Genomic DNA, 26,061 nt, shown 5'->3' with positions numbered 1-26,061 from the left:
GATTGGCCACCCGGTGTTGTGACCGGTTCGCCCTTGGCGGTCCAGTCCTGGGCAGGGCCCGGCGGCGGGCCCGGATCCAACTCACTGATTGGGGGCGGCCCTGCTGTCTAGAACCGCGGAAACAGCAACGGGGGCAGCGCGCCGGTCTCCCGGATCGCTGCCCCCGTCCGCAAAGCCCGGACGGGCTGCCGCAAGGCTATTCAGGCACGTCGTCAAACAGGTCCCGGCTGCCCGGGGCCCGGCCAACCTTGAGGTCGCTCAGTGCCGCGTCGTCGATCTGCTTCGAGCGCTGGTAGCGCCGGTTGGCCGCGGCCACCTGCCAGCCGCCCAGGCCCAGGGCCAGCACCAGCAGCACCCCCGCGCCGATCACGAGCGCCGGCTGCAGCAGCGGCGCCTCCTGCGGCGGGGCGACCGGCTGCGGGGCGGCGACCTGCTTCAGGTCGGACTTCTCCATGGAGATGCCCGGTTCCCTGGTGTCCTGCGCTCCGGCGTCGGTGTCCCGGCGGTGCACGTGGATCCATTCGGCGATGGTGCCCAGCGGGTTCGTGCTGGTCTCGGCGACGTCGGCGGTCAGGGCCGCCTTCGCGTCCATGATCCCGTAGCCGTAGAGGTTGTCCACCCCGGGGGCGCCGGCGTCCTTGGCGGTCTTCAGGATCCGGTTGATGACCTGTGGCGCCTTCATCTGCGGGTACTTGGAGCGGATCAACGCCACCACGCCGGAGACGATCGGCGCGGCGCCGGAGGTGCCGGACCAGCGGGCATAGTCACCGCCGGGCATGCCGCCGACCAGCGGCTCGGCCGGGGCGGCCACCCCGATCGAGATGCCCTCGGTGGAGGAGTCCTTCGAGGCCTTGCCCGACTCGTCGACCCCGGCCACGGTCAGCACCCCGGGGATGGTGGCCGGCGCGCCAACCTGGCTCATCCCGCCGGAACGGTTCCCGGCGGCGGCCACGACCACCACGTCGTGGTCCTCGGCGTACTTGAACGCCGAATCCCAGCTTTCGGGCCAGGCCGGGCTGGTGGAGCCCAAGGACATGTTGATGACCTTCGCCCCGTTGTCCACGGCCCAGCGCACCGCGCGCGGGATCTGTTCCTCGACCGGGATCCCGGCCGGGTTCTGCCCGCCCATCCACAACGAGACGGACATCAGCTCTGCGGCCGGGGCCACCCCCAGCACGCCGTCCGGCCCGCCGGAGGGCTTGGGCACGGTCTCGTACTCCGGTTCCTCCGGAACGTCCTCGTCTTCCTCTTCCGCGTGCTTCTTGGCCTTCTCCCACGCGGTCTTCAGCTTCTCGTTCTCGGCCTTGACCCGATCGATCTCGGCCTTGTTGTTCCCGCGTCCGGCCAGCAGGGTGGCCACCAGGGTCCCGTGCTCGCTGCGCGCCCCAATCGGGGTGTTGCCGGTCGGTCCGCCGGATCCGGAGACGTCGGTGCCGCCGGTGACGGCACCGCGCAGGTCGGGGTGTGAGGTGTCGATGCCGGTGTCGATCACCGCGACCTTCACCCCCTGGCCCTTGGCGTCCTTGTGGGCATCCTTGATGCCCAGCGAGTCCAGCCAGTACTCGGCCTCGCGGATGCTGTCGGCGTGGGCGCTGGGTGCCAGCAGCAGGTTGCCACCCACTCCCAGCACGAGCGCCAGGCTCATGGCCAGCAGCGTGCCTAGGGTGCGGGTGATCCGGGGCCCGGTGCGTGCGAACACGGTTTCCTCCTAGTCCCCGGGCCGCCGGCCGGCTGGCCGTGACGCATGATCGGGTGCGGGTGTGTGGTGGGTGGGTCTCAAGGGTGGCTCCGAGGCCAAGGTGGCCCCTGGGGCCTAGGCGGTGTGCAGGGCGGCCACCGAGGCGGCAATGCCATCGAGGATATCGTGTTCCGAGGCGGTGATCCGCTCAACCCGGCCGCTGGTGGCCCGGTGCACGTGGGAAAGGATGCGCTCCACGATCAGCGCCCCGGCCTGGATCACGTCCACGCGTCCGGGGTGCATGAAGCCCAGCGCCGCACGCTGGGCCCGGTTCATGCCCAGGATCGCGCCGGTCGCCTCACGCATCTGGCAGAAGTCCAGCTGCGCGCCGTGGATGCGCTGCGAGTCGTAGTGCTCCAGCCCCAGCGCCTGGGCGGTCAGCGTGGTGATGGTCCCGGCGACCCCGACCAGCCCGGTCAGCTGGGACAGGTCCAGGGATTCGAGCACGCGCAGCTGGTTGTCGATGAAGTCCGCAGCCTGGCTGCGGGCATCCAGTCCACCCAGCCCGTCGGAGAAGAAGCGTTCGGTGACCCGCACGCAGCCTATGTCCAGGCTCACCGCGGTGCGCGGGGTGCGTCCGGCGCCGATCACGAACTCGGTGGATCCCCCACCCAGGTCGATGACCATCCGCTCCCCGGCCGCATCGGCCGGCAGCACGCCGGTCGCCCCGGCGAAGGACAGCGCCGCTTCCTCCTGGCCGCTGATCACCTCGGGGCGCACCGAAAGGATCTGCTCGATGGTGTCCAGGAACTCCTCGCGGTTGGCCACGTCGCGGGTGGCGGAGGTGGCCACGAAGCGGGTGTGCGCCACCTGGTGCTGCTCGATCAGCGCGGCGTAGTCGCGCACCGCCGCGTAGGTGCGTTCCAGGGCCTCGGGGGCGAACCGCCCGGTGGCGTCCACGCCCTGGCCCAGGCGCACGATCTGCATGCGCCGCTCGACGTCGGCCAGCTGCACGCCGTCGGCGCCCTGGCTGGCCTCGGCGATCAGCAGCCTGATGGAATTGGTGCCGCAGTCGATCCCGGCTACCCGCATTAGCTCTCCTCCCCTGCCGCCTGGCGTTCGGCCCGCTTGCGGGCACGCTCGGCGCGTTTGACTTCCGGATCCACCGCCTGGGTTTTTACGTGCCGGGAGCGGTCCCGGCTGGGGGCCGGGCCCTTCGTGTCCCAGGCCCCGGTGCAGTAGCACACGTCCTTGGTCCACCATTCGGCGATCCCGGCCAGCGCCTCGTCGCCCAGCGGGTTGACCCCTTCCCCGGCGGCCAGGGAATGGCCGACCAGCACGTGCAGGCACTTCACGCGGGTGGGCATGCCCCCGGCCGAGACCCCGGCGATCTCCGGAACCTCACCGGTGCCCGAACGCCGACCAATCGCGTCCCGGTTGGCCAGGTAGGATTCGTGGGCTTCGCGGTAGGCGGCGGCCAGCTGCGGGTCCTGCCCGAGCCGTTCGTTCATCTGGTTCATCACCCCGGCGGCCTCCAGGCGGGAAACGGCCGAGGTGACCACCGGGTGGGTCAGGTAGTAGGTAGTGGGGAACGGGATGCCGGAGGACAGCCGCGGGGCGGTGGTGGCCACCAGCGGGTTGCCGCATACGCAGCGCGCCCCGATCTCCACCACGTCGCGCACCGGGCGGTTCAGCTGCCGGCTGAGGGTTTCCAGGTCCTTCTCGCTGGGGGTGCGCCCGGCGGCGTCCAGGGCCTCATGAATTCGCTGGTTGCTCACGTCTCACTGCTCTTCCGCTTGCGTCGTAGGTCTTGGGTCCGCAACAAAGGGGACTTCGGGTCATTCGGGGCCGGTGGCGGCGGGCCGGTGCGGGGCCGGGACCGGTTTGGTCAGTCGGTGGCCGAACGGCGCACCGAGTCCAGCAGGGCGTCGACCCAGGGCAGTTCCTGGCGCACCTCATAGGTGCTGCCGTTGGCCTGTTCGTCCTCCTGCGCGGAGGGCCGTTCACCGACCACCATGTACACCCGCTCACCGGGCATCACCAAGTTTATCCGGTCGCGGGCCTGCTGCTTGATGTACAGCGGGTCGTCCCAGCGGGCGATCTCCTCTTTCAGCGCGTCGCGTTCGGCCTCCATGGCGGTGATCGAAGCGCGCAGCTCGTTGATCTCCTGCATCTGGGCGCGGTAGTGGTTCACCGTGGGCACCAGCATCACCGCGAAGAAGGCGAGCACCACCAGCAGGGCGGCGACGCGTCCAGAGAAGCGGTGCGCGGCCACCGGCTCCCCGCCGGGTTCGGCCGGCTGGGTAGGGGGCTGGGCCTCGGCGGGGTTGCGGCGCACCGCGGCGGAGAACTTGACCCGGTCCACCCGGCGGCGCTGGGACTGCTTCTGCTTGGCCCGCTCCAGCCGCGGGGAGCGCGCGCTCTTGCCCGGGGTCGGGGTGGCTTCCGGGTCGGGGGCGCGGCGGCGTCCGGCCGGGCGGGGCCGCGGGCTGGGCACCACGTTGATCGCGTCGGTGGGCAGTTCGGTGGGCGGGGCGCAGCGCTGCTCGGGATCCAGCGGGACCACCTTGGCGCTGGTGGCACGGGGTGCGGTGTGCCCCGCGGCGTGCGGCCCGCTGGCGGAGGGGCGGGCCGCGGCGGGGCGTGGCCCCTGCCGGTGCTCCGTCATCGACCCGCTGCCGGGGTGCGCCGCACCGGTGCCCGCGTCCTGGGCGTCTGGTTCGCCGTTCCCCTCGGGTCGCTTGGGGGTCGGTCGACGAGGCATTCGTGGTGGTCGCTGAGCCATGCTCCCCCATTCTTTGGTCTGTGGCCGGCGGTACCGTGCGGCGGTACGCGTCGTTAAACGACGAAGCCCGCCGGCAGGTTCCTACCGACGAGCTTAATCGCTATCACTGGCAATTAGCTGTTGAAACGCGGGAAGGCGCTGGCGCCGGCGTAGATAGCTGCATCACCGAGGTCCTCCTCGATGCGCAGCAGCTGGTTGTACTTGGCCACGCGCTCGGAGCGGGCCGGGGCGCCGGTCTTGATCTGTCCGGCGTTGGTGGCCACGCAGATCTCGGCGATGGTCACGTCCTCGGTCTCCCCCGAACGGTGCGAGGTGATGGTGGTGTAGCCGGCACGCTGGGCCATGGTGATCGCATCCAGGGTTTCGGTCAGCGAACCGATCTGGTTGACCTTGACCAGCAGCGAGTTGGCGATGTCCTTCTCGATGCCCTCGGCCAGGCGCTGCGGGTTGGTGACGAACAGGTCATCGCCCACCAGCTGCACCTTTTCCCCGATCGCGTCGGTCAGGGTCTTCCAGCCCTCCCAGTCGTTCTCATCCAGCGGGTCCTCGATGGAGACCAGCGGGAAGTCGGCGACCAGCTGGGCGTAGTAGTCGCTCATCTGCTGGGCCGAACGCTGCTGGCCCTCGAACTGGTAGGAGCCGTTCTCGAAGAACTCGGAGGAGGCCACGTCCAGCGCCAGGGCGATGTCCTGGCCCGGGGTGTAGCCGGCCCGCTGGATCGCCTCGGTGATCAGCTCCAGGGCGGCACGGTTGCTGGGCAGGTTCGGGGCGAAGCCGCCCTCGTCGCCCAGGCCGGTGGACAGGCCCTTTTCCTTCAGCACGGACTTGAGGTTGTGGTAGACCTCAACACCCCAGCGCAGGGCCTCGGAGAAGGTCTCGGCGCCGATCGGGGCGATCATGAACTCCTGGATGTCCACGTCGGAGTCGGCGTGCGAGCCGCCGTTGAGGATGTTCATCAGCGGCACCGGCAACACGTGGGCGTTCGGGCCGCCCAGGTACTTGAACAGCGGAAGGTTGGCGCTGGTGGCGGCGGCGGTGGCCACGGCCAGGGAGACGCCCAGGATGGCGTTGGCGCCCAGCTTGGACTTGTTGCTGGTGCCGTCCAGGTCGATCATGGCCTGGTCGATGGCACGCTGGTCGGTGGCATCCATGCCTTCCAGTTCCCCGGCGATCTCTTCGATCACTGCCTCAACGGCACCGAGCACGCCCTTGCCCTGGTAGCGCTTCTTGTCTCCGTCGCGGCGCTCCGCGGCCTCGAACTGCCCGGTGGAGGCGCCCGAGGGAACAGCCGCGCGGCCGTGGGAGCCGTCGGTGAGCAGGACTTCGACCTCAACGGTCGGGTTGCCGCGGGAATCAAGGATTTCACGCGCGTGGATGGCGTCAATCAATGCCATGAGTTTGGACTCCTTGTATAAAGGGGTGGTCGAGGGGCAAGTCAATCCAGCGGTCCAGATTGACCGTTGGCACCGTTGCCTGGTTCCTAGCCTAGCGCTTACCCGGGGTTTCCGGCGACGATGTGTCATCACCGGGCTGGGCATAGCGGGCCGTCAGCGCGTCGCGCAGCACCGCCTCCGCGTCCAGGCCCAGTTCGCTGGCCCGGGCGGTGAGCCCCATCAGGGCCGCGGCGAGCTGCTGCTCGTCGTTCACCGCCGCAGCCAGGGCTCCCCCGCCCTGGTGCTCGGGCGCCACCGGCCGCCCGGCGCGGGCCTGGCGGGAATGCAGCTTCTGGGACAGGGTCAGGGCCGGCAGCCCGGCAGGCAGCCCGGCCCGGGGCCGGCGCCCGCGCTGTTCCTCCGCCTTGGCCGCATCCCAGGTCTCGATGATGGTGGCCACATCCTGGGTGATGTCCCCGCGCAGCTGCCCGTGCTCGTCGAAGATGTGCCGGTTGCGGCGCAGCATCTTCTGGCGCAGCCCGTTGGCCACGTCGTCGAAGCCGAACTGTCCGGCCTCGCTGGCGATCTGGGCGTGCAGCACGATCTGCAGCAGCAGGTCCCCCAGTTCGTCGCGCAGCTCCTGCGGGTTTCCGGCCCCGATCGCGTCGATCACCTCATAGGCCTCCTCCACCAGGTAGGTGCGCAGCGACTGGTGGGTCAGCGCCCGCGTCCAGGCGCAGTGGGTGCGCAGGATCCCGATGGTCTCCAGCAGTTGCTCGGTCTCGGTTTCAGCCATGAAAACCATGCTAATCCCCGCAACCCGCGCTGCTGGCCCCACCCGGTGGCCTACGCTGGGGGTGATGGGCGTCGCAGCGAGCACGCTGGGCGTCCTCCCCGGTCCCGGAACGCGCGTAGCGCCCCCGTGCCGCTGCACGGGGGCAATGCCCTGCCGGGACCCGCCCACCATCCGGGAACCTGCGAAAGGACCTGCCATGACCGAGCCGCACACCCTCACCAGCCCCCAGTTTCTCGATCAGCTGCCCAGTGAACTGTTCATCGGCGGGCAGTGGCGCGAAGGCACCTCCCAGCGCACGCTGCGCACCACCAACCCCTTTGACGACACCCTGCTGGCCGAGATCCGCCAGGCCTCCACGGCCGATGTGGATGCGGCCTACCAGGCGGCCGCCGACGCCCAGCCGGGCTGGGCCAGCCTGCCTCCGGCCAAGCGCAGCGCCGTGCTGGGCAAGGCGGCGGACTACCTGCAGGAGCACTTCGAGCAGGTGCTGCAGCTGCTGGTCGCCGAATCCGGCTCCAGCCACCTGAAGGCGAACATCGAACTGTCCGGCACGATCGCCGCGATCCGGGAGGCGGCCACCTTCCCCACCCGCGTGCACGGCAAGATCCTGCCCTCCAACGCCCCGGGCAAGGAAAACCGCGTCTACCGTGAACCGGTCGGGGTGGTGGCGGTAATCAGCCCCTGGAATTTCCCGCTGCTGCTTTCGGCGCGCTCGGTGGCCCCGGCCCTGGCGCTGGGCAACACGGTGGTGCTCAAGCCGGCCTCGGACACCCCGTTGACCGGTGCCCTGGTGTTGGCCAAGGCGTTTGAGACCGCCGGGCTGGCGGCCGGGGCGCTGAACACCGTGATCGGTTCCGGCTCTGAAATCGGGGATCATGTGGTCACCCACCCCACCCCCTCCCTGGTCTCCTTCACCGGCTCCACCCCGGTGGGCCAGAACGTGGGCAAGCTGGCGATCGCCGGCGAGCGCATGAAGCGGGTCTCGCTGGAACTGGGCGGCAACGCCCCGTTCGTGGTGCTCTCCGACGCGGACCTGGACCAGGCGGTGAAGGCCGCGGCGCTGGGCAAGTTCCTGCACCAGGGCCAGATCTGCATGGCGATCAACCGGATCATCGTCGAGGACGCCGTCTACGATGAGTTCGTCGAACGCTTCGCCGCCCAGGTCAAGGAACTGAAGTATGGGGACGCGGCCGACCCGGCCACCCTGGTCGGGCCGATCATCAACGACTCGCAGCTGGCCGGCCTGCGCGGCAAGATCGACACCGCCCGCGAGCAGGGCGCCCGGCCGGTGGTGGCCGGCCCGATCACCGGGCGGGTCATCGCCCCACACGTCTTCGCGGAGGTGACCTCGGAAATGGAGCTGTTCCGCGAGGAGATCTTCGGGCCGGTGGTCGGCATTACCCGGGCGGCGGATGAGGCCGAGGCGCTGCGCCTGGCCAACGACACCGAGTTCGGGCTCTCCTCGGCCGTGTTCACCAGCGACATCGAGCGCGGGGTGCGTTTTGCCCGCGGCATCAAGGCCGGGATGACGCACATCAACGACATCACCGCCAACGATGAACCGCACGTGATGTTCGGCGGGGAGAAGAACTCCGGGCTGGGGCGCTTCAACGGCGAGTGGGCGATCGAGGAGTTCACCACCGACCACTGGATCGGCGTGCAGGGCACCGCCAAGAAGTACCCGTTCTAGCGTTCCAGTAAACACCAGCACTCCGGGCGGCACCTTCAGCTAAGGTGCCGCCGTCAGTGCGTTGTTGCCGAGTCCCACGCCAGCGCCTCGAACACCATGATCGGCTCGTGTCCCCGGAAGGGGGTGCGCCGCCAGGTGCCCCATACCGCGCTGACCTTGAACCCCGCCGCCTGCAGTTGCCGTGCCAGGGTGGACCGGTCGCGGAAGGTCAGCAGCGTTTCCTGCCCGATCCTCTCCCCGGTGGCCAGAAAGTGGTTGTCGAATCGCAGCAGGACCCGCCCGTGGCCTTGTTCGGTGACAGTGCACCGTTCCGCCAGCGGTCCGTGCGGGGTGTGCCTGATTTCGGGTTCCTCCTGTCCCCAGGTTTCCCAGGCCCGCGCCGCGGGGTTCCGGGATTCGAAGGCCAGCACCGCCCCGGCAGCCGCCCGGGCGCGCAGGTCCGACAGGGTCCGACAGGGTCCGCTGCCACTGTGGATCGGCAATGTGCTGGGCAACGTTCCCCGTCATCACCATGAGGTCGTAGGGTCCGTCCGGCAGCAGCCGGCTGTCGCCGTGGATCCAGCGCACCGCCTGGGCGCCGGGATGGCGGCGGGCGTAGTCGAGCATCGCGGCGGAGGGGTCCACTCCGGTGACCTGCCGGCCCGGCCCGGCGAAGGTGACGGTCAGGATTCCGGTGCCGCACCCCAGATCCAGGATGCTGTTGGCCACATGACGTGCAGCCAGCTCCCGGTAGTAGTCATGATCCGGCCCGTCGGGATTGTCCGCGTCGTAGAGGTCGACGAGCCGTGCCGCGTATTGCTCCCCCATGCCTTTCACTGCTCCCCGCTGCCAAGCACGGCGGGCCGGCGCCGGGCAATCACGTGGATTACCCGGCACCGGCCCGCGGTGCGTGTTTCAGCCACCCGCGGTGGATGGCTGAGGTGGATGCTTAGTCCTCATCGTCCTCGTCGAAGTCGTCTTCGTCGTACTCATCGTCGAAGTCATCATCCTCGTCGTCCAGCAGGTCCGCGTAGGCGTCGTTGATGTACTCGACCATCATCTCGCGCACCTCCAGCGGCACGAAGGCGGCCTCGGCGGCGTTCAGGGTCAGATCCAGCAGGTCTTCCAGGTCGTAGTCGAACGCCTCCACCAGCAGCTCGTACTCGTCCGAGAGCGTGGTGCCGCTCATCAGCCGGTTGTCCGGGGAGATGGTCACGTTGAACCCGGTCTGCACCAGCAGGTCGATCGGATGGTTCTCGATGCCCTGGCCAAATCCGGCGCTCGCCCCGGTCTGCAGGTTCGAGGACGGGCAGATTTCCAGCGGAATGCCGCGTTCACGCACCCAGTTGGCGACCTGGCCCAGCGAAACCAGGCCGGTGTCCTCCCCCACCTGCTCGCCTTCATCGTCCACCCCACCGAATTCGATGGTGATGTCCTCGGCGATGCGCACCCCGTGGCCCAGGCGCTGGGCGCGGCCGATCAGGATGGCCTCCTTGATGGAGTCGATCCCGGCCGCCTCACCGGCGTGCACGGTGGTGGGGAAGAAGTTCTCGGCCAGCAGGTCGAACGCCTCGGCCATGCGCGAGGGCGGGAAGCCCTCCTCGGCGCCGGCGATGTCGAAGCCGACCACCCCGTCGCCGCGGTGGCGCAGCGCCAGCTCGGCGATCTCCTTGCCGCGATCGGCGTGGCGCATCGCGGTGACCAGCTGGCCCACCTGGATCAGGTGGCCTTCCTCGGTCAGCCGCTCCACGGCCTCGTCCAGGCCCGCCTGCACCGCCTCCACGGCCTCGTCCAGGCTCAGCCCCTTGGCCAGGTGCTGTTCCGGCGCCCAGCGCACCTCACCGTAGATGACCCCGTCGGCGACCAGGTCCTCCACGAACTCGCTGGCCACCCGCTTGAGGGCGCCCTTGGTCTGCATCACCGCGATGGTGTGCTCAAAGGTTTCCAGGTAGCGCGGCAGCGACCCGGAGTCGGCGGACTCACGGAACCATTCGCCCAGTGATTCGGCGTCGTCCGCGGGCAGGGTGTGGCCCACCTCGGCTGCCAGTTCGATGATGGTCTGCGGGCGCAGCCCACCATCCAGGTGGTCGTGCAGGGAGATTTTGGGCAGATCGCGGAAGTCGAATTCGGGATCATAGGCAAGATGAATCAGTTCTTCAGTCACAGTGTCGAGCCTAGCCGCATTTGGGCCGGACAGATAGCCACCACGGCTGAAGAAAAGGACACATCTTGGGGGCGGTTATTGGTGCTGCGGGTTAATTCGCGTCCAGCTCACCGGGCGGGACGGTTTCACGGGCTTTTCCCTCCGCGCCGCCGCGCTCGGCCTGCAGCCGCCGCAGTCGCTTGCGGTGCACCGCCTCCAGGATCTTGTTCACGATCCGGTCGATGATGAACCCCAGCACCAGGGCGATCGCCACCGAGAGCACCACGCCCAGCAGCTTGTTGTCAGACAGCCAGTTTCCGGCGACCGCGCCGATCCCCACCGAGTAGCCGCCCCAGGTGATGCACCCGATGACGTCGAAGAACGTGAAACGCTGGTACGAGTAGCCGGTCGCCCCGGCGGTCAGGTTCACCGCCACGCGCCCCAGCGGGATGTAGCGGGCGGTGAAGATCAGCAGCGCACCGGAGGTTTCCAGTTTGCGGGCCGCGAAGTCCAGCACCCTCTTGGCCCGGCCCGAACGCATCCACGCGAACTGCCGGTAGCCGATGCTGCGTCCAATCCGGAAGGTGATCTGGTCGCCGATGATGGCTCCGGCCACCCCGATCAAAAAAATCAGCAGCAGGTTGGGGCTGCCGCTGCCGAAGCCGACCGCGGCCAGCGACACCAGGAAGGTCTCCGAGGGAACGACCGGGAACACGCCGTCGATCAGGCAGAAGGCAAACAGCAACGGCAAAACCCACCAGGCGCTGGCGGCCTGCATGATTGCCTCATTGACCATTTCCATGGGTGCGTACGTCGCTTCCTCGCTGCCCGGAGCCGTCCCCCGGGCTTCTGCCTTCCATTGTCTCCCACCGGGCCGGGCACGCACACCCCCGAAAGTGATGATCTGCGCCGGCCCGGTCTCCACCCGTGGGTTGAGGCCGTTGGGCCAGGAGAATTCTTGTCTGGCACAACGAACCGCGCCGGGCAGAAGTTCCGCCGCGCCAGCTGATTCACCGGCACTGCGCACCTGCACCAGGGCAAGGCCGTGGACCGATCCGGCGCGGCATACGCCACGGGCCGCCGGCTCCCACCGGTGGTGGAGGCAGGCGGCCCGTGGCCGTGCAGCGGCTGGGTTTCACCCCGCTAGCTGGCGGTGATGCGCTCGATGATCAGCCGGGTGTCGGCCCGGTCGGATTCGGCCCCGAGCACCAGGGAGCGTTCCACCAGCGCCGCGGCGCGCTCGATTTTTTGGGGGGTGTCGGTCAGCAGGGTGGCGATCGGCTGCCCGCGGCGCACCAGGGCCCCGGGCTTGACGTGCAGCTGCACCCCCGCCCCGGCCTGCACCGCATCCTCCTTGCGGGCCCGCCCGGCGCCCAGCGTCCAGGCGGCCAGGCCGATGTCCATCGCGTCCAGGCGCAGCACGCTGCCCTCGGCCGGGGCGTAGATCGTGTGCGATTCCTTCGCCTGCGGCAGCGGCGCGTCCGGGTCCCCGCCCTGGGCGGAAATCATGGCCCGCCACTTGTCCATCGCCCGCCCGTCGTTCAGCGCCGCGCGCACGTCCACATCGCGCACCCCGGCACCGGCCAGCATTTCCTCGGCCAGCGCCACGGTCAGCTCAACCACGTCCTGCGGTCCGCCGCCGGCCAGGACCTGCACCGATTCGGCGACCTCGATCGCGTTGCCGGCGCTCAGCCCCAGCGGGGTGTCCATGTTGGTCAGCAGCGCCACGGTGTTCACCGACGCGTCCGCGCCCAGGTTGACCATGGTGGTTGCCAGTTCGCGCGCGCTGGCCTCGTCCTTCATGAACGCCCCGGAGCCGACCTTCACATCCAGCACCAGGGTGCCGGTGCCCTCGGCGATCTTCTTGCTCATGATGGAGGAGGCGATCAGCGGGATGGCCTCCACGGTGCCGGTGACGTCGCGCAGCGCATAGAGCTTCTTGTCCGCCGGCGCCAGCCCCGCCCCGGCCGCGCAGATCACGGCGCCGACCTCGGATAGCTGGGCGAACATCTGCTCATTGCTCAGGTTGGCCCGCCATCCGGGAATGGATTCGAGCTTGTCCAGGGTGCCTCCGGTGTGCCCCAGCCCGCGCCCGGACAGCTGCGGGACCGCCACCCCGAACACCGCCACCAGGGGCGCCAGCGGCAGGGTGATCTTGTCCCCCACCCCGCCGGTGGAGTGCTTGTCGGTGGTCGCCAGGCGCCGCCCGGAGGCGTCGGTGAGCGTGGAGAAGTCCATGCGCTGTCCGGAGTTGATCATCGCGGTGGTCCAGCGCGCGATTTCCGCCCGGTCCATCCCGTTCAGGAAGATCGCCATGTTCAGCGCCGCCATCTGCTCCTCGGCGATCACCCCGCGGGTGTAGGCGTCGATGGTCCAGTCGATCATCTGCGGGCTCAGCCGCCCGCCGTCGCGTTTGGTGCGGATCACCTCAACCGCGTCAAAGGCCTCCATTGCCATCTTGCTCCTCCTCCTGCTGCGCGCTCTGCCGCGCTGGCGTCTCAGGTAGTGTCCGCGCCCCGGCTCCTGCCGGGCCCGGCCCGGCGGGTTCGCGGTGTCCGGTGCGTTCCAGGTTCTGCGGCCCGAATGCGTCGGGCAGCAGCTCGTCGATGCTGCGCACCCCGCGGGCGGTCTTGATCCGCAACGGGTTGCCGCGGTGCTCGTAGAGCAGCTGCCGGCAGCGCCCGCACGGGGTGATCAGCTCCGCCTGCCCGCCGACGGGGCGGCCCAGGCACAGGAAGTGGGCCAGGGTTCCGCCGCCGGTGGCGAACAGCTGGCCGAGCATCGAGCATTCGGCGCACAGGGTCACCCCGTAGGCCGCGTTTTCGATGTTGCACCCGGAGACCAGGCGCCCGTCGCTGCTCAGGGCCGCGGCTCCGACCTGGAAATTCGAGTACGGCACGTAGGCGTTGTCCAGGGCCGCGGTGGCCGCGGCGTGCAGCCGCGACCAGATCCGCTCTTCCTGCCCGCCCTCGGGCACCGGGATCTGCGCAGGATCGCCCTGCGGGCGGGGCTGTGACGGCACGGCTACTCCTTCGTGTACGGTTCGCCCACCGCGGCCGGACCGCGGGAGCGGCCCACCAGTCCGGCCACGGCGAAGATGGTCACCAGATAGGGCATCATCGCCATGAACTGGCTGGGCACCGGGGTGCCGATGATCGTCAGGGTCACCTGCAGGTTGTCGGCGAAACCGAACAGCAGGGCCGCCATGAACGCGCCGATCGGGTTCCAGCGCCCGAAGATCACCGCGGCCAGGGCGATGAAGCCGCGCCCGCCGGAGATCTCCTTGGTGAAGGAGTCGATGGCCACCAGGGTGAAGAAGGAGCCGCCGATGCCGGCCACGATCCCGCCCAGGGTGACGTTCCAAAAGCGCATCACGTTGACCTTGATGCCCAGGGTGTCCGCGGCCTTGGGATGCTCGCCCACCGCCCGCACACGCAGGCCCCAGCGGGTCTTGTACAGCCCGAACCAGACCAGGAACACCGCAATGTACATCAGGTAGCCGACCACGGACTGCTTGAACAGGATCGGGCCGATGACCGGGATGGCGCTCAGCCCGGGAATCTCGATGATCGGCAGGCGCCCGGGCGAGTTGAACAGTTCCGGGTCGCGCTGCATCACCGTGGTGAACAGGAACCCGGTCACCCCGGAGACCAGCACGTTCAGCACCACGCCGACGATGATCTGGTTGACCAGGTACTTGATGGAGAACAATGCCAGGATCAGTGAGACCAGGGCCCCGGCCACGCCGGCGGCGACCAGCCCGGCGAACACGTTGCCGGTGGTGGAGGCAACGATCGCGGCGGTGAAGGCGCCGGCCAGCAGCTGGCCCTCAATGGCGATGTTCACCACGCCCGACCGCTCGCACAGCACCCCGGACAGCGAACCGAACACCAGCGGCACGGCCAGCACCACGGCCCCGGCCAGCAGGGAGGCCAGCGAAATGGTGGTCACGTTCGCTCCGGAGACCACCCAGATCAGGAACGAAAGCACGAACAGGACCGCGAAGACGATCACGATCCAGCGTTCGGTGGCCAGCCCCTGCCTGCGCCGCACCCAGGAGTAGACCGCGCCGGCCGCCAGCAGCACGCCGATCACCAGGTTGGTGGCCTGGCCCGGGAAGACCAGGGTGGGCAGTTCGAACGCGTCCCCGGCGCTGGAGAGGCGGAAGTGCGCGGCCTCGCTGCTGCCCAGCAGGCCAAAGCCCACCAGCACCAGCACGGCAATCACCGACAGGAACACCGGGGTCTTGATCGGCACCGCCGGACGGGTGGGCAGCACGGAGGTAGGCAAAGTCTGTGCGGTCATCAGGCACCAGCCTTAGTCGAAACGGGACGCTTGGAGGACGCGGCACGCGCGCGCTTCTTCTTGTTCAGGCCGAAGATCGCCTTCACCAGCGGCGGGGCCGCAATGAACAGCACGATCAGGGACTGGACCACCAGCACGATGTCGATCGGGGTACCGGTGGAGATCTGCATGTTCACCGCGCCGGCGCGGAAGGCGCCAAAGAGCAGCCCGGCAAAGAAGGTGCCCCATGGGGTGGAGCGGCCCAGCAGCGCCACGGTGATCGCGTCAAAACCCAGCGACCCGGCGATCCCGGCGGTGAGCACCTTCTCGGTGCCCGCCACCTGCGCCACGCCCGCGGCCCCGGCCAGCGCCCCGGCCAACGCCATCGCCAGCATGGTCGCGCGGGCCACGTTCACCCCGGCGGTCTGTGCGGCGGCCGGGTTGTGCCCCACCGCGCGCAGCTCAAAGCCCAGCGTGGAGCGCTTGAGCAGCCAGGCCACGAAAATGGTCAGCGCGATCGCCATCAGGAACCCCAGGTGCAGCCGGGAACCGGGCAGCGCCGGGAAGACGGCGGTGGAATCAAGCACCGGGGAGATCGGGTTGGTGCCTCCGGGGCGGCGGAACGCCGCGGTGTTCATCAGGTAGTCCAGCAGGTACAGCGCCACATAGTTGAACATGATCGTCAAGATCACCTCGTGCGCGCCGGTGCGGGCCTTGAGCACGCCCACCAGCCCGCCCCAGATCGCGCCGCCGAGCAGGCCGAAGATGATCACGACCAACAGGTGCAGCACGATCGGCAGGTGCCAGGCGAACCCGGCGTAGGCGGCCATCGTCGCGCCGATGATGATCTGCCCCTGCGCGCCGATGTTGAACAGCCCGGCCCGGAAGGCCAGCGCCACGCCCAGCCCGGCACAGATCAGCGGCGTGGAGACGGTCAGCGTCTCCAGGAACGGGGCGAAGCCCCGGGCCGAGTTGTAGATCGAGCCGTTGAACAGCGCCACATAGGATTCGGTGCCCGCGTGCCACAGCGCGGAGAGGAAGTCGGTGGGCCGGGCGAAGAAATACCCGGCGGTCTTGATGACCTTCTCGTCGGTCACGGCAATCAGCAGCCCGCCGATCACCAGGGCCACGATCACCCCCAGCACCGAGACCATGCCCGGGCCCTGGGTGATCTTGCGGAACAGGTCGTTGCCCTGCTGCGCGGCGCCGCCGTTGGGCGGCTGCACGGTCTTGGTCTGGCTCACTGGCCTTCTCCTTCCGCCTGGTGTTGCGCCATGGCTTCCTCGGCCGATACCCCGGCCATCATCAGTCCCAGCACCTCGCGTGGGGTTCCGGCCGGCACGATCCCGTTGACCCGGCCCTTGTAGAGCACCGCGATCCGGTCGGCCAACTCCATCACCTCATCCAGCTCGGTGGACACGATCATCACCGGGGTGCCGGCGTCGCGTTCGGCCACGATCCGCCGATGCAGGAATTCGATCGAGCCCACATCCACGCCGCGGGTGGGCTGCGAGGCGATGAACAGCTTCAGCGGGCGGGAAAGCTCGCGCGCCATCACCACCTTCTGCTGGTTGCCTCCCGAGAGGCTGGAGGCCGGGTTCAGCTGGTTGTCGGTGCGCACGTCGAAGTCCTGGATCTGCTTGGCGGCGTTGCGCCGCAGCTCGCCCAGGTTCATCGACACCCCCTTGGCGAAGGGGGCACGGTCGTACAGGTCCAGCACCAGGTTCTCCTCGATGGAGAACTCGGCGACCAGCCCGTGCACGGAACGGTCCTCGGGCACGAAGCCGACCCCCGAGCGCAGCACCTGCTTCACGCTCTGGCCGATTAGCTCCTTGCCCTGCAGCTTCACCGAGCCGCCGGTGACCGCCTGGGTGCCCAGGATCGCCTCGGTCAATTCGGTCTGGCCGTTGCCCTGCACGCCGGCCACGGCCAGGATCTCGCCCTGGCGGATGTCGAAGGACACCTGGTCCAGGGTCGTGGTGCCGGCCTCGTCGACGACCGACAGGTCGCGCACCTGGAAGGTCGCCTCCCCGGGCACCGCCGGCTCCTTCTGCAGGGTCAGCTGCACCGAGCGCCCCACCATCAGGTTGGCCAGTTCGGTGGTGTCGGTGTCCGGTTCGACGCTGCCCACGACCTCGCCGCGGCGGATCACGGTGATCACATCGGAGACCGCCTTGACCTCGCGCAACTTGTGGGAAATGAACACGATCGAGGTGCCGTTGGCCTTGAGCTGGCGCATGATCTCCAGCAGCTCGTCGGTTTCCTGCGGGGTGAGCACCGCGGTGGGCTCGTCCAGGATCAGCACCTTGGCCTCGCGCACCAGCGCCTTGATGATTTCCACGCGCTGCTGCACACCCACCGGCAGGTCCTCCACCAGCGCGTCCGGATCCACGTGGAAGCCATAGCGTTCGGAAATCTCCCGGATCTTGGCCCGGGTGACATCCAGGTCCAGCACGCCGGCGGCCTTGGTGGCCTCCGAACCCAGCGCCACGTTCTCGGCCACGGTGAAGACCGGGATCAGCATGAAGTGCTGGTGCACCATGCCGATGCCCGCGGCCATCGCGTCGCCCGGGCCGCTGAACTCCACCGGCTGGTCGTCGACCAGGATCTGCCCCTCGGTGGGCTCGTAGAGCCCGTAGAGCACGTTCATCAGTGTGGATTTGCCGGCGCCGTTCTCGCCGAGCAGGCAGTGGATTTGCCCGTCATCGACCACCAGGTCTATGCCCTTGTTGGCATAGAAGGAACCGAAGGCCTTGGAGATTCCCCGCAGTTCGAGTTTCACGATCCCACCATCTTTGGTTGTTTGGGTTCAGGTTGGACACAGTCATGGAGCGCGCCAGCCGCGCACCGCTCGGGCGGTGAGCGGTGGCACGCTCCATGACGGTTAGGGGTGTTGTGGCCCTTACTTGGGGCTGGCCTGGGATTCGACCTTCAGCTCGCCGGAGATGATCTGCTGCTTCAGCGCCTCCACCTCGGACTTGGTCTCGTCGCTGACCTCATCTTCGAAGTTGTGGAACGGTGCGATGTCCACGCCGCCGTTCTCCAGGGTGCCCACGTACGGGGTGGCGTCGAAGTTGCCCTCGGTGTCTTCCTTGATGACGTCCTCGACGGCCTGGTCCATGGTCTTGATGACCGAGGTGAGCATGACGTCCTTGTAGTCCGGAGCGGTTTCAAAGCCATCGGAGTCAACCCAGACGAGCTTGACGTCCTTGCCGGCCGCATTTTCTTCCTTCACCGCGGCGCCGGAGCCCTTGCCGACCGGCCCGGCGACCGGCATGATCACGTCAGCACCCTGGCTGATGAAGGTCTTGGTGACCTGCTTGCCCTTGTCCTGCTTCTCGAAGTCGCCGGTGAAGGTGCCGTCCTGCTTGTCCTTGTTCCAGCCCAGCAGCTTGACGTTCTCGCCCTTGTCCTTGTTGAACTTCTCCACGCCGTCGGCAAAGCCGTCCATGAAGATAGTCACGGTCGGCAGCTTGATGCCGCCGTAAGTGGCCACGGTGCCGGTCTTCGAAGTGGCAGCGGCGACATAGCCGGCCAGGAACGCGGCCTGGGCGGTGTCGTAGATGATCGGCTTGACGTTCTCGATTTCGTTTTCGTACTGGAAGTCAACGATCGCGAAGTGCTTGTCCGGGTTCTCCGCGGCGGCCTTCTCGGTGGCGTCACCCAGCAGGAAGCCGATGGTCACGGTCATGTTGCAGCCGGCGTTCATCATGCCCTGCAGGTTTGTGGCGAAGTCGGCGTTGGACTTGGATTCGGCTTCCTTGGCCTGGATGCCCAGATCCTCTTCGGCCTTCTTCAGGCCGCGGTAGGAGGACTCGTTGAAGGACTGGTCGTCGAAGCCGCCGGAGTCCGAGACGATGCAGCCGGTGTAGTCCGAGTTGTCGGCGTTGGCGCCGCCTTCTTCCGGGGCCTGGCCACAAGCGGAAAGGGCCAGTGCAGAAATACCGAGCATGGCAGCGGCCACACTGGCCTTACGCGATGCGAAGCGCATGTAATCCTCCATAGAGCGTTGCGAGATATCCGGGAGGCCAGGCACCTGTAACCCAGCGGAAAACTACTTTGCCGTTCGCTGCGCCAGTGCTAACGATCCCATCGTTTCCATAGCCTATATGAGATCAGGCACAGGTACACCGGCTGGAGATTACAAAGCGGTAACTTGCAACACATTCACGGCAAGCGCTTAACGTCAAAGGCCACGTCAGAGCGTTTTACGTCATTGTCAAAGATCCGCTAAAAATTTTCGCCCGGGCTGGGCGCAGAATCACTAGTCAAGGTCCGCAACCGCGCGCAAGCACGCACCGACCATCACCGAGACCCCCACCCCAATGCATCGCTCATCGGGAATATAGTCCCCACGGTGCAGATCAAACGTCTCCCCGCCCGGGGTGCGGGTGCCCAGGCGCAACATCGCCCCGGGAACCTTCTGGGTCATCCAGGCGAAGTCCTCCCCGCCCATCGACTGCGGGGTCAAGCCGATGTTCTGCGAGCCGATTTCAAAGCGGGCGGCGCTTTCAATCAGCCCGGTCTCCTCGGCCGTGTTCACCACCGGCGGCACCCCGCGGGTGTGCTGCAGCTTGATCTCCACGCCGTAGGGGGCCGAGACCTGGCGGACCGTCTCATCCAGCAGCTGCCCGGCGGCGAACCAGGCCTCCCCATCCAGGCAGCGCATGGTTCCGGCCAGGTAGCCGGTGGCCGGAATCGCGTTCGGGGCGCTGCCAGCGTGAATCTGACCCCACACCACCGACACGGCCGAGCGCACGTCGACCTTGCGGCCCAGCACCGCCGGGACCTGGGTGGCGATCTGACTCATCGCAAACACGACGTCCTCGGTCAGGTGCGGGCGCGAGGTATGCCCGCCGCGGCCGTTGACCTCAATGCGGATGGTGTCGCTGGCCGAGGTGATTGCCCCGATGCGGGTGCCGATCTGCCCCACGTCGATGCGCGGGTCGCAGTGCAGCGCCAGGATGCGCGGCACCTCATCCAGCACGCCCTGTTCGATCACCGACAGCGCGCCGCCGGGGATCTTCTCCTCCGCCGGCTGGAAGATCACCCGCACGCGGGCGTTGAGCAGCCCCTCGTCATCCAGCTTCTTCAGGGTCAGCGCGGCCCCGAGCATGACCGTGGTGTGGATGTCGTGGCCGCATGCGTGGGCCACGCCCTCGTTGACCGAGGCGTAGGGCAGGCCGGTTTCCTCCAGCACCGGCAGCGCGTCGATGTCCGCACGCAGCCCGATGGCCAGCTCCCCGCGGCCCACATCGACCCAGGCGCCGGTGTTGTTCATCGGCACCGGTTCCAGCCCGACGGCCCGCAGCTGGGCCAGGATCATCTCGGTGGTGCGGTATTCGGCGAAGGACAGCTCCGGATTGCGGTGCACGTCGCGCCGGAAGTCGATCAATTCGGGCAGCAGCTGCTCAACCCAGGGCTTGACCGAGGGGATGGTGGCATTCCGATACTTCACTGTCCGCATCCTTCGAAGATACGCGTCGGTAGGTCCGCTGGGATAGTTTCTGCGTAATCTTGCAGCGAACCGTGAAACACTGCTGCCCATGCCAGGGCCACGCCAAGGGCTTGCCAAACACCTCGGCCCCCGCACCACACCCCAAAAACGGGGGCGACGCGGGGGCCGAGGCGTTGCCGTCTGGCAGCCGGCTCCGGTTAGGAGGCCTGGTCCTCGCGAATCATCTCGGCGCAGCGCTCACCAATCATCATCACGGTGATGTTCGGGTTCACGGTCACCAGTTCGGGCATCACCGAGGCGTCGGCCACGCGCAGGCCCTTGACGCCCTTGACGCGCAGCTGCGCATCCAGCGGGGAGAGCACATCGTCATCGGCGCCCATGCGCACGGTGCCGGCCGGGTGGTACACGGTGTTGTGGGTACGGCGCAGGTAGTCGAAGATCTCCTCGTCGCTCTGCACGTCCTGTCCCGGGTAGAGCTCCTGGCCCGCCCATTCGGCCATCGGGGACTGCGCGACGATCTCACGGGCCTTGCGGATCCCGTAGGTCATCACCTTGCGGTCATGGCCCTCCGGGTCGGTGAAGTAGCACGGGTCCACCATCGGCTTGTCGCGGAAGTCCCGGCTGCGCAGGCGCACGGTGCCGCGCGACTTGGCGTGGGTGACGTTCGGGGTCAGGCAGAAGCCGTTCTCGGTGCTCGGGTAGCCCTGGCGCAGGGTGTGCATGTCGAAGGGCACCGACCCGTAGTGCATCATCAGGTCCGGGCGGTCCAGCCCCTCTTCGGTGGCGGCGAAGATGCCGATCTCCCACCACTGGGTGGAGGTTTCCACCATGGGCTTCTTGGCCTCCCACTGGATCACGCCCTCCGGGTGGTCCTGCAGGTGCTCGCCGACGCCCGGAGCGTCGACCACGACCTGCACACCCACCTGGGACAGGTGCTCGGCCGGGCCGATGCCCGAGAGCATCAGCAGCTTGGGCGAGTCGATCGCGCCGGCCGAGACGATCACCTCGCGCCGGGCGTTCAGGGTGGTGGTGCGCCCGAACGCGCCCTCCACCACGTCCACGCCGGTGCAGTTGCGCTCGGCGTCGAAGTTCAGCTGGCGCGCCTGCAGGCCGGTGAGCAGGGTGAAGTTCTTCCGGTTCCGGATCGGGTGGATGTAGGAGACCGACGAGGAGGAGCGGGTGCCGTCTTCGCGGCGGTTGATCTGGAAGAAGTTCGCGCCGTTGATCACGGTTTCATCGTTGTTGAACTTCCTCCGGGGCAGGCCGATCTGCTCGCAGGCGTCCAGGATGGCCACGCCGCAGGGGTCCTCGGCCGGAACGTTCATCAGCTTCACCGGGCCGGAATCGCCATGGTGCGGGGCCTCGGGCCCGGCGTCCTCATTGGTTTCCAGCTTCTTGTACAGCCGGTAGGCCATCTGCGAGTTCCACCCGGTGGCGCCGAACTTGCTCTCCCACTCATCCAGGTCCTCGCGCGGGGCCCAGAAGGCGATGCAGGAGTTGTGGCTGGAGCATCCGCCCATCACCTTCGCGCGCGAGTGGCGCATGAACGAGTTGCCGTTCTCCTGCGGTTCGATCGGGTAGTCCCAGTCGTACCCGGACTCCAGCAGCTCCATCCAGCGGTTCAGCTGCAGCACCTCATCGATGCCGCGGTCATCGGGGCCGGCCTCCACCAGCGCCACGCTGACCTCGGGGTCCTCACTGAGTCGGGCCGCCACCACGGCGCCGGCCGATCCGCCGCCGATGATGATGTAGTCGAAGTCGGTTTTTGCACTGTCCTGATGCATCAGTCATTCTCCTCGTCGTTACTGCACGATTGCGTTGCTACACTTCTGCGTTACCTTGCGTTGGCATTGTCTTGCTCAGTGTCTGTGTCTGTGTTTGCTGCCCCGTCCGCCGCCGGGTCAGCGAAGCCGTGCCGCGCCGGTCCGGCACGCCCCGGTGGGCAGGGGTCCGGCGCTGCGCCAGCGCCCCGCAGGAGGCTGGCGCAGCGCCGGAACGGGCCGCGTGCGGCTCGCCTACTTGGCGGGGAACCAGCCGGTGACCTGGGGATCCAGGTTGTGGTAGATGTGCTTGGCTTCCTGGTACTCGCCCAGTCCGGTCGGGCCCAGTTCACGGCCCACGCCCGACTGGCCGTAGCCGCCCCATTCGGCCTGCGGCAGGTAGGGGTGGAAGTCGTTGATCCACACGGTGCCGTGGCGCAGGCGGGCGGCCACCCGCTGGGTGCGCGAGGCGTCCTGGCTCCACACCGCTCCGGCCAGGCCGTAGTCGGTGTCATTGGCGATGGCCACGGCCTCATCCTCGGTGCGGAAGGTCTCCACGGTGACCACCGGGCCGAACGCCTCGTCGACGACCACGCTCATCCCGGAGCGGACCTGGTCGATCACGGTGGGCAGGTAGAAGTGCCCGGAGCCCAGGCCCGCGCCGTCCTCGTCGGTTGCGGCCCGTCCGCCGCACAGCACGCGGGCGCCCTCGGCGATACCGGCCTGCACGTAGGCGTCAACCTTGGCCAGGTGCTCGGCGGAGATCAGCGCGCCGGTCTCGGTCCGCTCGTCGAACGGGCCGCCCAGGCGGATCTGCTGGGCGCGGCGCACCAGTTCGGCGGTGAACTTCTCGGCGATGGATTCCTCCACCACGATCCGGGCACCGGCCGAGCACACCTGCCCGGAGTGCACGAACGCGCCGTTCAGCGCGTTGTCCACCGCGGCGTCGAAGTCGGCGTCGGCGAAGATCACGTTCGGGTTCTTTCCGCCCAGCTCCAGCGCCACCTTCTTCACGGTGCCGGCGGCCGCGGCGGCCACCTTGCGCCCGGTGACCAGCCCGCCGGTGAAGGAGACCAGGTCCACGTCGCGGTGCTCGGAGAGGATCGCGCCGGCTTCGACCCCGGTGCCGGTGACCAGGTTCGCCACCCCGGCCGGCAGGCCGAGCTCATCGAGCACCTGCATGGTCAGGATCGCGGTGGAGGGGGTCAGCTCCGCGGGCTTGAGCACGAACGAGCAGCCGGCGGCCAGCGCCGGGGCGATCTTCCAGGCCGCCTGCAGCAGCGGGTAGTTCCAGGGGGTGATCATCGCGGCCACGCCGATTGGCTCATGCACGATCCGGCTGACCACGTTCGCGTCCCCGGCGTCCACGATCCGTCCGGCCTGGTTGCCGGCCAGCTTGCCGAAGTAGCGGAAGCTGGCGATGATGTCGTCCATGTCCAGGCGGCCTTCGACGATCCGCTTGCCGGTGTCCAGGGTTTCGGCCAGCGCAAACTCCTCCTTGCGCTCGCTGATCCGGTCGGCGACCTTCAGCAGGAAGTCCCCGCGCTCTCCGGCCGGCACCGAGGACCACACCCCGGAGTCGAAGGAGCGGCGGGCGGCGGCAATCGCGGCCTCGGAGTCCTGCTGGCCGGCCTCGGAGACCGTGGCCACCGCTACCCCATTGGCGGGGCACTGGATGGTGCGGGTGCGCCCGGAGGCCGCCTTTTGGAACTTCCCGTCGATGAACAGGGTCGCGCCCGAATGCAGCAACGGGTTTTCGTTGCGGGGAAAGTCGGTGTCCTGTGGCAGGCTCATGCTTGCTCCTTAGTGGTTGAAATCGGTAGGGAGGTGGTGTCGAAGTCCGATTCCCAGTCGGTCTTCGAGACCCCGTTGCTGTTGATCAGGCTGGGCCCCTCGGCCTCGACCTGGGTGGTCAAGAACGTCATGTGCGCCTCGTACTGGTCCAGCACGTCGCAGATCAGCTGATCCTTGTTCAGGCCCATCAGGTCGTAGCCGTGGCTGCCTTCCTGGGAGAAGACCTCGATGCGGTAGTAGATGTCGTTGCCGGCCGAAACCCTGGCGTAGCTGGGCACCGGCATGGCCACCGGGTAGATCTGGTATTTGAAGGGCCGTTCGTCCCCGTTGCTGACCACCAGGTCCAGCGAATCCAGCTCCAGGTGCTCCACCCGTTCAATATCCAGTGCCACTTCCGCACCGCGGGCGGAGAACTCCTGGCTGACCTCCTCCAGGGCCGGCAGGGCCACCTCGTCCAGGTAGCGTTTGGTGGCCCGGTGCCCGGGGTAGTTCATGGTCCGGGCCAGGCGCTGCTTCCAGCTGCGCCGGTCGTTGGGGGTGCCGATGCGGCTGGAGAGCAGCTTGTGCATGGTGTGCTTGTAGCTGTTGGCCAGCGCGGATTCCACCCGCAGCGACTTGAACACGCCGAGCATGATGAACACCAGCACGAAGGAGAACGGCAGCCCCATGATCACGGTGGCGCCCTGCAGGGTCGGCACCCCGCCCACCAGCAGCATGCCCAGGGTCAGCAGGCCGGTGGCCAGCGACCAGAACAGGCGCACCGGCTTGGACCCGTCGGACTGCGGGTCGGCCAGGTGGGAGGTGAAGTTCGCCATCACCAGGGCACCGGAGTCGGCACTGGTGACGTAGAACAGCAGCCCGGTGAAGGTGGCGATCGCCGCGGTGATCGGCGCGCCCGGGTATTGCTCCAGCAGCGAGTAGAACGCCTGTTCCGGGGTGTTCATCGCCACCTCGCCAAACGCCTCATTGCCCCCGCGCACCAGGGCCAGCGCACTGTTGCCGAAGATCGAGATCCACAGCAGGATGAACGCGAACGGCACAACCAGCACGCCGGTGACGAACTGGCGGATGGTCCGGCCGCGGGAGATGCGCGCCAGGAACAGGCCCACGAACGGGGCCCAGGCGATCCACCAGGCCCAGAAGAACAGGGTCCAGCTGTTCAGCCAGTCATCGGGGCGGTCGAAGGCGAAGGTGTCCAGCGCCATCGACGGGAAGCGCGAGAGCGTGTCGCCGATGTTGGTGATAATCCCGTCGAAGAGGAACGAAGTGCTGCCGGCCACCAGCACAAACACCATCAGCGCGATGCACAGCAGCACGTTCAGCTCGGAGAGCCGCCGGATGCCCTTCTCCACTCCGGTGAGCACCGAGATCGTGGCCATCAGTACCGCGATGACGATCAGGATGATCTGCCACATGGTGTTCTCCGGGATGTCGAACATGAAGTTCAGCCCGAAGTTCAGCTGGGCGACGCCGATGCCCAGCGAGGTGGCGATGCCGAAGATCGTGCCGAGCATCGCGGCGATGTCCACCGCATGCCCGATCCAGCCGTGGATCCGGTCCCCCAGCAGCGGGTAGAGCGCCGAGCGGATCGACAGCGGCAGGTTGTGCCGGTAGGAGAAGTAGCCCAGGGCCAGGCCGATCAGCGCATAGAGCCCCCAACCCAGGAGTCCGTAGTGGAACAGCGTCCACACCACCGCCTGGCGTGCGGCCTCCACGGTGGAGCCCTCCCCGCGCGGCGGTGCCAGGTACTGGGTGACCGGTTCGGAGACCGAGAAGAACATCAGGTCGATGCCGATGCCCGCGGCGAACAGCATCGCCGCCCAGGTGAACAGGTTGAAGGTGGGCCGGGAGTGGTCCGGGCCCAGCCGGGTCTTGCCCACCTTGGAGATCGCGATCCCGATGACGAAGACCAGCACCGCCACGACGATCAGCGTGTAGTACCAGCCGAAGGTGTGTCCGATCCAGGTCACGCACGCGGTAATGACCGCGTCGGCCGATTCCCGGTCGATGATCGCCCACAGGGCAATGGCCAGCACCAGCAGCGCCGAACCGTAGAACACCACCCGGTTGACCCGGGTTTTTGGTGGGGGCGCCTGGCCCGCAGGCGGAGTTTCCCCGCTGGTCTTGGGTGGTTCAGGGGTTGTCGTAGGGGCAGTCATGGCCATTGAGCCTACCAATGAGTAATAAATAGGGCGAGAAATGCACCACAATTCCGCTTGAAGCTTCATGTTTCAACTATTCTTCGAGCCTAGTCACAGGGATTTGCGATTCAGATTTGAGAGTTGATGCACGTTAGGCCGGGACTGGGGCGAAAATCACCG

At 67.9% G+C, this 26,061-nt stretch carries 20 protein-coding genes; 1 reads left to right on the top strand and 19 read right to left on the bottom strand.

Annotated elements, in window-relative coordinates; all coding sequences use genetic code 11:
- Positions 1 to 196: 196 nt before the first annotated feature.
- The 6 genes from FDN03_RS01995 to FDN03_RS01970 form a co-directional block, all read right to left on the bottom strand.
- A complete protein-coding gene (locus FDN03_RS01995; protein ID WP_138173656.1) occupies positions 197 to 1,645 on the bottom strand; it encodes a S8 family serine peptidase in 1,449 nt (482 codons plus the stop codon).
- A gap of 168 nt (positions 1,646 to 1,813) precedes the next feature.
- A complete protein-coding gene (locus FDN03_RS01990) occupies positions 1,814 to 2,770 on the bottom strand; it encodes a Ppx/GppA phosphatase family protein (protein WP_138173586.1) in 957 nt (318 codons plus the stop codon).
- Positions 2,770 to 3,456: a DUF501 domain-containing protein gene (locus FDN03_RS01985; RefSeq protein ID WP_138173584.1), complete on the bottom strand. Its 687-nt coding sequence runs from the start codon at positions 3,454 to 3,456 to the stop codon at positions 2,770 to 2,772. The genes FDN03_RS01990 and FDN03_RS01985 overlap by 1 nt, the downstream gene beginning before the upstream one ends.
- A gap of 110 nt (positions 3,457 to 3,566) precedes the next feature.
- The gene (locus FDN03_RS16900) at positions 3,567 to 4,442 is read right to left on the bottom strand and encodes a septum formation initiator family protein (RefSeq protein ID WP_283205472.1); all 876 of its coding nucleotides are present in this window, start codon (positions 4,440 to 4,442) and stop codon (positions 3,567 to 3,569) included.
- 134 nt (positions 4,443 to 4,576) lie between these two features.
- Positions 4,577 to 5,857 carry a phosphopyruvate hydratase gene (gene eno / locus FDN03_RS01975; protein WP_138173582.1) on the bottom strand — a complete coding sequence of 427 codons (1,281 nt, stop codon included), beginning with the start codon at positions 5,855 to 5,857 and terminating at the stop codon, positions 4,577 to 4,579.
- Positions 5,858 to 5,948: 91 nt separating this feature from the next.
- Complete coding sequence (locus FDN03_RS01970; RefSeq protein ID WP_249354206.1) at positions 5,949 to 6,632, bottom strand: MazG nucleotide pyrophosphohydrolase domain-containing protein; 684 nt, start codon at positions 6,630 to 6,632, stop codon at positions 5,949 to 5,951.
- 196 nt (positions 6,633 to 6,828) lie between these two features.
- Between FDN03_RS01970 and FDN03_RS01965 the strand changes: the two genes are divergently transcribed.
- Positions 6,829 to 8,322, top strand: coding sequence for an aldehyde dehydrogenase family protein (locus tag FDN03_RS01965; RefSeq protein WP_138173578.1), 1,494 nt, complete (start codon positions 6,829 to 6,831; stop codon positions 8,320 to 8,322).
- 39 nt (positions 8,323 to 8,361) lie between these two features.
- On the opposite strand, the gene FDN03_RS01960 is transcribed toward FDN03_RS01965, so the two are convergent.
- The 13 genes from FDN03_RS01960 to betT all read right to left on the bottom strand — a co-directional run bounded on the left by FDN03_RS01960 (position 8,362) and on the right by betT (position 25,899).
- Positions 8,362 to 9,129 (bottom strand): class I SAM-dependent methyltransferase, encoded by a 768-nt coding sequence (locus FDN03_RS01960; protein WP_171021094.1) that lies wholly within the window; start codon positions 9,127 to 9,129, stop codon positions 8,362 to 8,364.
- Between the two features lie 121 nt (positions 9,130 to 9,250).
- Positions 9,251 to 10,465, bottom strand: a complete 1,215-nt coding sequence (locus FDN03_RS01955; RefSeq protein ID WP_138173576.1) for an adenosine deaminase — start codon at positions 10,463 to 10,465, stop codon at positions 9,251 to 9,253.
- 91 nt (positions 10,466 to 10,556) lie between these two features.
- Complete coding sequence (locus FDN03_RS01950; protein ID WP_249354203.1) at positions 10,557 to 11,240, bottom strand: DedA family protein; 684 nt, start codon at positions 11,238 to 11,240, stop codon at positions 10,557 to 10,559.
- Between the two features lie 347 nt (positions 11,241 to 11,587).
- Positions 11,588 to 12,901 (bottom strand): thymidine phosphorylase, encoded by a 1,314-nt coding sequence (locus tag FDN03_RS01945; RefSeq protein WP_138173572.1) that lies wholly within the window; start codon positions 12,899 to 12,901, stop codon positions 11,588 to 11,590.
- The gene (locus tag FDN03_RS01940) at positions 12,882 to 13,466 is read right to left on the bottom strand and encodes a cytidine deaminase (RefSeq protein ID WP_349291702.1); all 585 of its coding nucleotides are present in this window, start codon (positions 13,464 to 13,466) and stop codon (positions 12,882 to 12,884) included. Before FDN03_RS01940 ends, FDN03_RS01945 begins: the two co-directional genes overlap by 20 nt.
- A 2-nt stretch (positions 13,467 to 13,468) precedes the next feature.
- On the bottom strand, positions 13,469 to 14,749 hold the full coding sequence (locus FDN03_RS01935; protein ID WP_138173570.1) for an ABC transporter permease: 1,281 nt from the start codon (positions 14,747 to 14,749) through the stop codon (positions 13,469 to 13,471).
- On the bottom strand, positions 14,749 to 15,972 hold the full coding sequence (locus FDN03_RS01930; protein ID WP_246049725.1) for an ABC transporter permease: 1,224 nt from the start codon (positions 15,970 to 15,972) through the stop codon (positions 14,749 to 14,751). The genes FDN03_RS01935 and FDN03_RS01930 overlap by 1 nt, the downstream gene beginning before the upstream one ends.
- A complete protein-coding gene (locus FDN03_RS01925; RefSeq protein ID WP_138173566.1) occupies positions 15,969 to 17,510 on the bottom strand; it encodes an ABC transporter ATP-binding protein in 1,542 nt (513 codons plus the stop codon). The genes FDN03_RS01930 and FDN03_RS01925 overlap by 4 nt, the downstream gene beginning before the upstream one ends.
- Before the next feature lie 120 nt (positions 17,511 to 17,630).
- Positions 17,631 to 18,719, bottom strand: coding sequence for a BMP family ABC transporter substrate-binding protein (locus tag FDN03_RS01920; RefSeq protein WP_138173564.1), 1,089 nt, complete (start codon positions 18,717 to 18,719; stop codon positions 17,631 to 17,633).
- 273 nt (positions 18,720 to 18,992) lie between these two features.
- Entirely contained in the window at positions 18,993 to 20,195 is a 1,203-nt protein-coding gene (locus tag FDN03_RS01915; protein WP_138173562.1) for an amidohydrolase, read from the bottom strand.
- Positions 20,196 to 20,383: 188 nt separating this feature from the next.
- Positions 20,384 to 21,970: a GMC oxidoreductase gene (locus FDN03_RS01910; protein WP_138173560.1), complete on the bottom strand. Its 1,587-nt coding sequence runs from the start codon at positions 21,968 to 21,970 to the stop codon at positions 20,384 to 20,386.
- Between the two features lie 231 nt (positions 21,971 to 22,201).
- Entirely contained in the window at positions 22,202 to 23,740 is a 1,539-nt protein-coding gene (locus FDN03_RS01905) for an aldehyde dehydrogenase family protein (RefSeq protein WP_138173558.1), read from the bottom strand.
- Positions 23,737 to 25,899, bottom strand: a complete 2,163-nt coding sequence (betT, locus tag FDN03_RS01900) for a choline BCCT transporter BetT (RefSeq protein ID WP_138173556.1) — start codon at positions 25,897 to 25,899, stop codon at positions 23,737 to 23,739. Before betT ends, FDN03_RS01905 begins: the two co-directional genes overlap by 4 nt.
- Between the last annotated feature and the right edge of the window lie 162 nt (positions 25,900 to 26,061).

The sequence above is a fragment of the Glutamicibacter sp. V16R2B1 genome (assembly GCF_005774635.1).
Lineage (GTDB): Bacteria > Actinomycetota > Actinomycetes > Actinomycetales > Micrococcaceae > Glutamicibacter > Glutamicibacter creatinolyticus.
This window is presented reverse-complemented; position numbering and strand designations above follow the sequence as displayed.

What these genes read in the sequence shown, in the direction of transcription:
- FDN03_RS01995 (WP_138173656.1), bottom strand. Translation starts at nt 1,645, where the DNA reads ATGAGCCTGGCGCTCGTGCTGGGAGTGGGTGGCAACCTGCTGCTGGCA.
- FDN03_RS01990 (WP_138173586.1), bottom strand. Translation starts at nt 2,770, where the DNA reads ATGCGGGTAGCCGGGATCGACTGCGGCACCAATTCCATCAGGCTGCTG.
- FDN03_RS16900 (WP_283205472.1), bottom strand. Translation starts at nt 4,442, where the DNA reads ATGCCTCGTCGACCGACCCCCAAGCGACCCGAGGGGAACGGCGAACCA.
- eno (WP_138173582.1), bottom strand. Translation starts at nt 5,857, where the DNA reads ATGGCATTGATTGACGCCATCCACGCGCGTGAAATCCTTGATTCCCGC.
- FDN03_RS01970 (WP_249354206.1), bottom strand. Translation starts at nt 6,632, where the DNA reads ATGGCTGAAACCGAGACCGAGCAACTGCTGGAGACCATCGGGATCCTG.
- FDN03_RS01965 (WP_138173578.1), top strand. Translation starts at nt 6,829, where the DNA reads ATGACCGAGCCGCACACCCTCACCAGCCCCCAGTTTCTCGATCAGCTG.
- FDN03_RS01960 (WP_171021094.1), bottom strand. Translation starts at nt 9,129, where the DNA reads ATGGGGGAGCAATACGCGGCACGGCTCGTCGACCTCTACGACGCGGAC.
- FDN03_RS01950 (WP_249354203.1), bottom strand. Translation starts at nt 11,240, where the DNA reads ATGGTCAATGAGGCAATCATGCAGGCCGCCAGCGCCTGGTGGGTTTTG.
- FDN03_RS01945 (WP_138173572.1), bottom strand. Translation starts at nt 12,901, where the DNA reads ATGGCAATGGAGGCCTTTGACGCGGTTGAGGTGATCCGCACCAAACGC.
- FDN03_RS01935 (WP_138173570.1), bottom strand. Translation starts at nt 14,749, where the DNA reads ATGACCGCACAGACTTTGCCTACCTCCGTGCTGCCCACCCGTCCGGCG.
- FDN03_RS01920 (WP_138173564.1), bottom strand. Translation starts at nt 18,719, where the DNA reads ATGCGCTTCGCATCGCGTAAGGCCAGTGTGGCCGCTGCCATGCTCGGT.
- FDN03_RS01915 (WP_138173562.1), bottom strand. Translation starts at nt 20,195, where the DNA reads ATGCGGACAGTGAAGTATCGGAATGCCACCATCCCCTCGGTCAAGCCC.
- FDN03_RS01910 (WP_138173560.1), bottom strand. Translation starts at nt 21,970, where the DNA reads ATGCATCAGGACAGTGCAAAAACCGACTTCGACTACATCATCATCGGC.
- FDN03_RS01905 (WP_138173558.1), bottom strand. Translation starts at nt 23,740, where the DNA reads ATGAGCCTGCCACAGGACACCGACTTTCCCCGCAACGAAAACCCGTTG.
- betT (WP_138173556.1), bottom strand. Translation starts at nt 25,899, where the DNA reads ATGACTGCCCCTACGACAACCCCTGAACCACCCAAGACCAGCGGGGAA.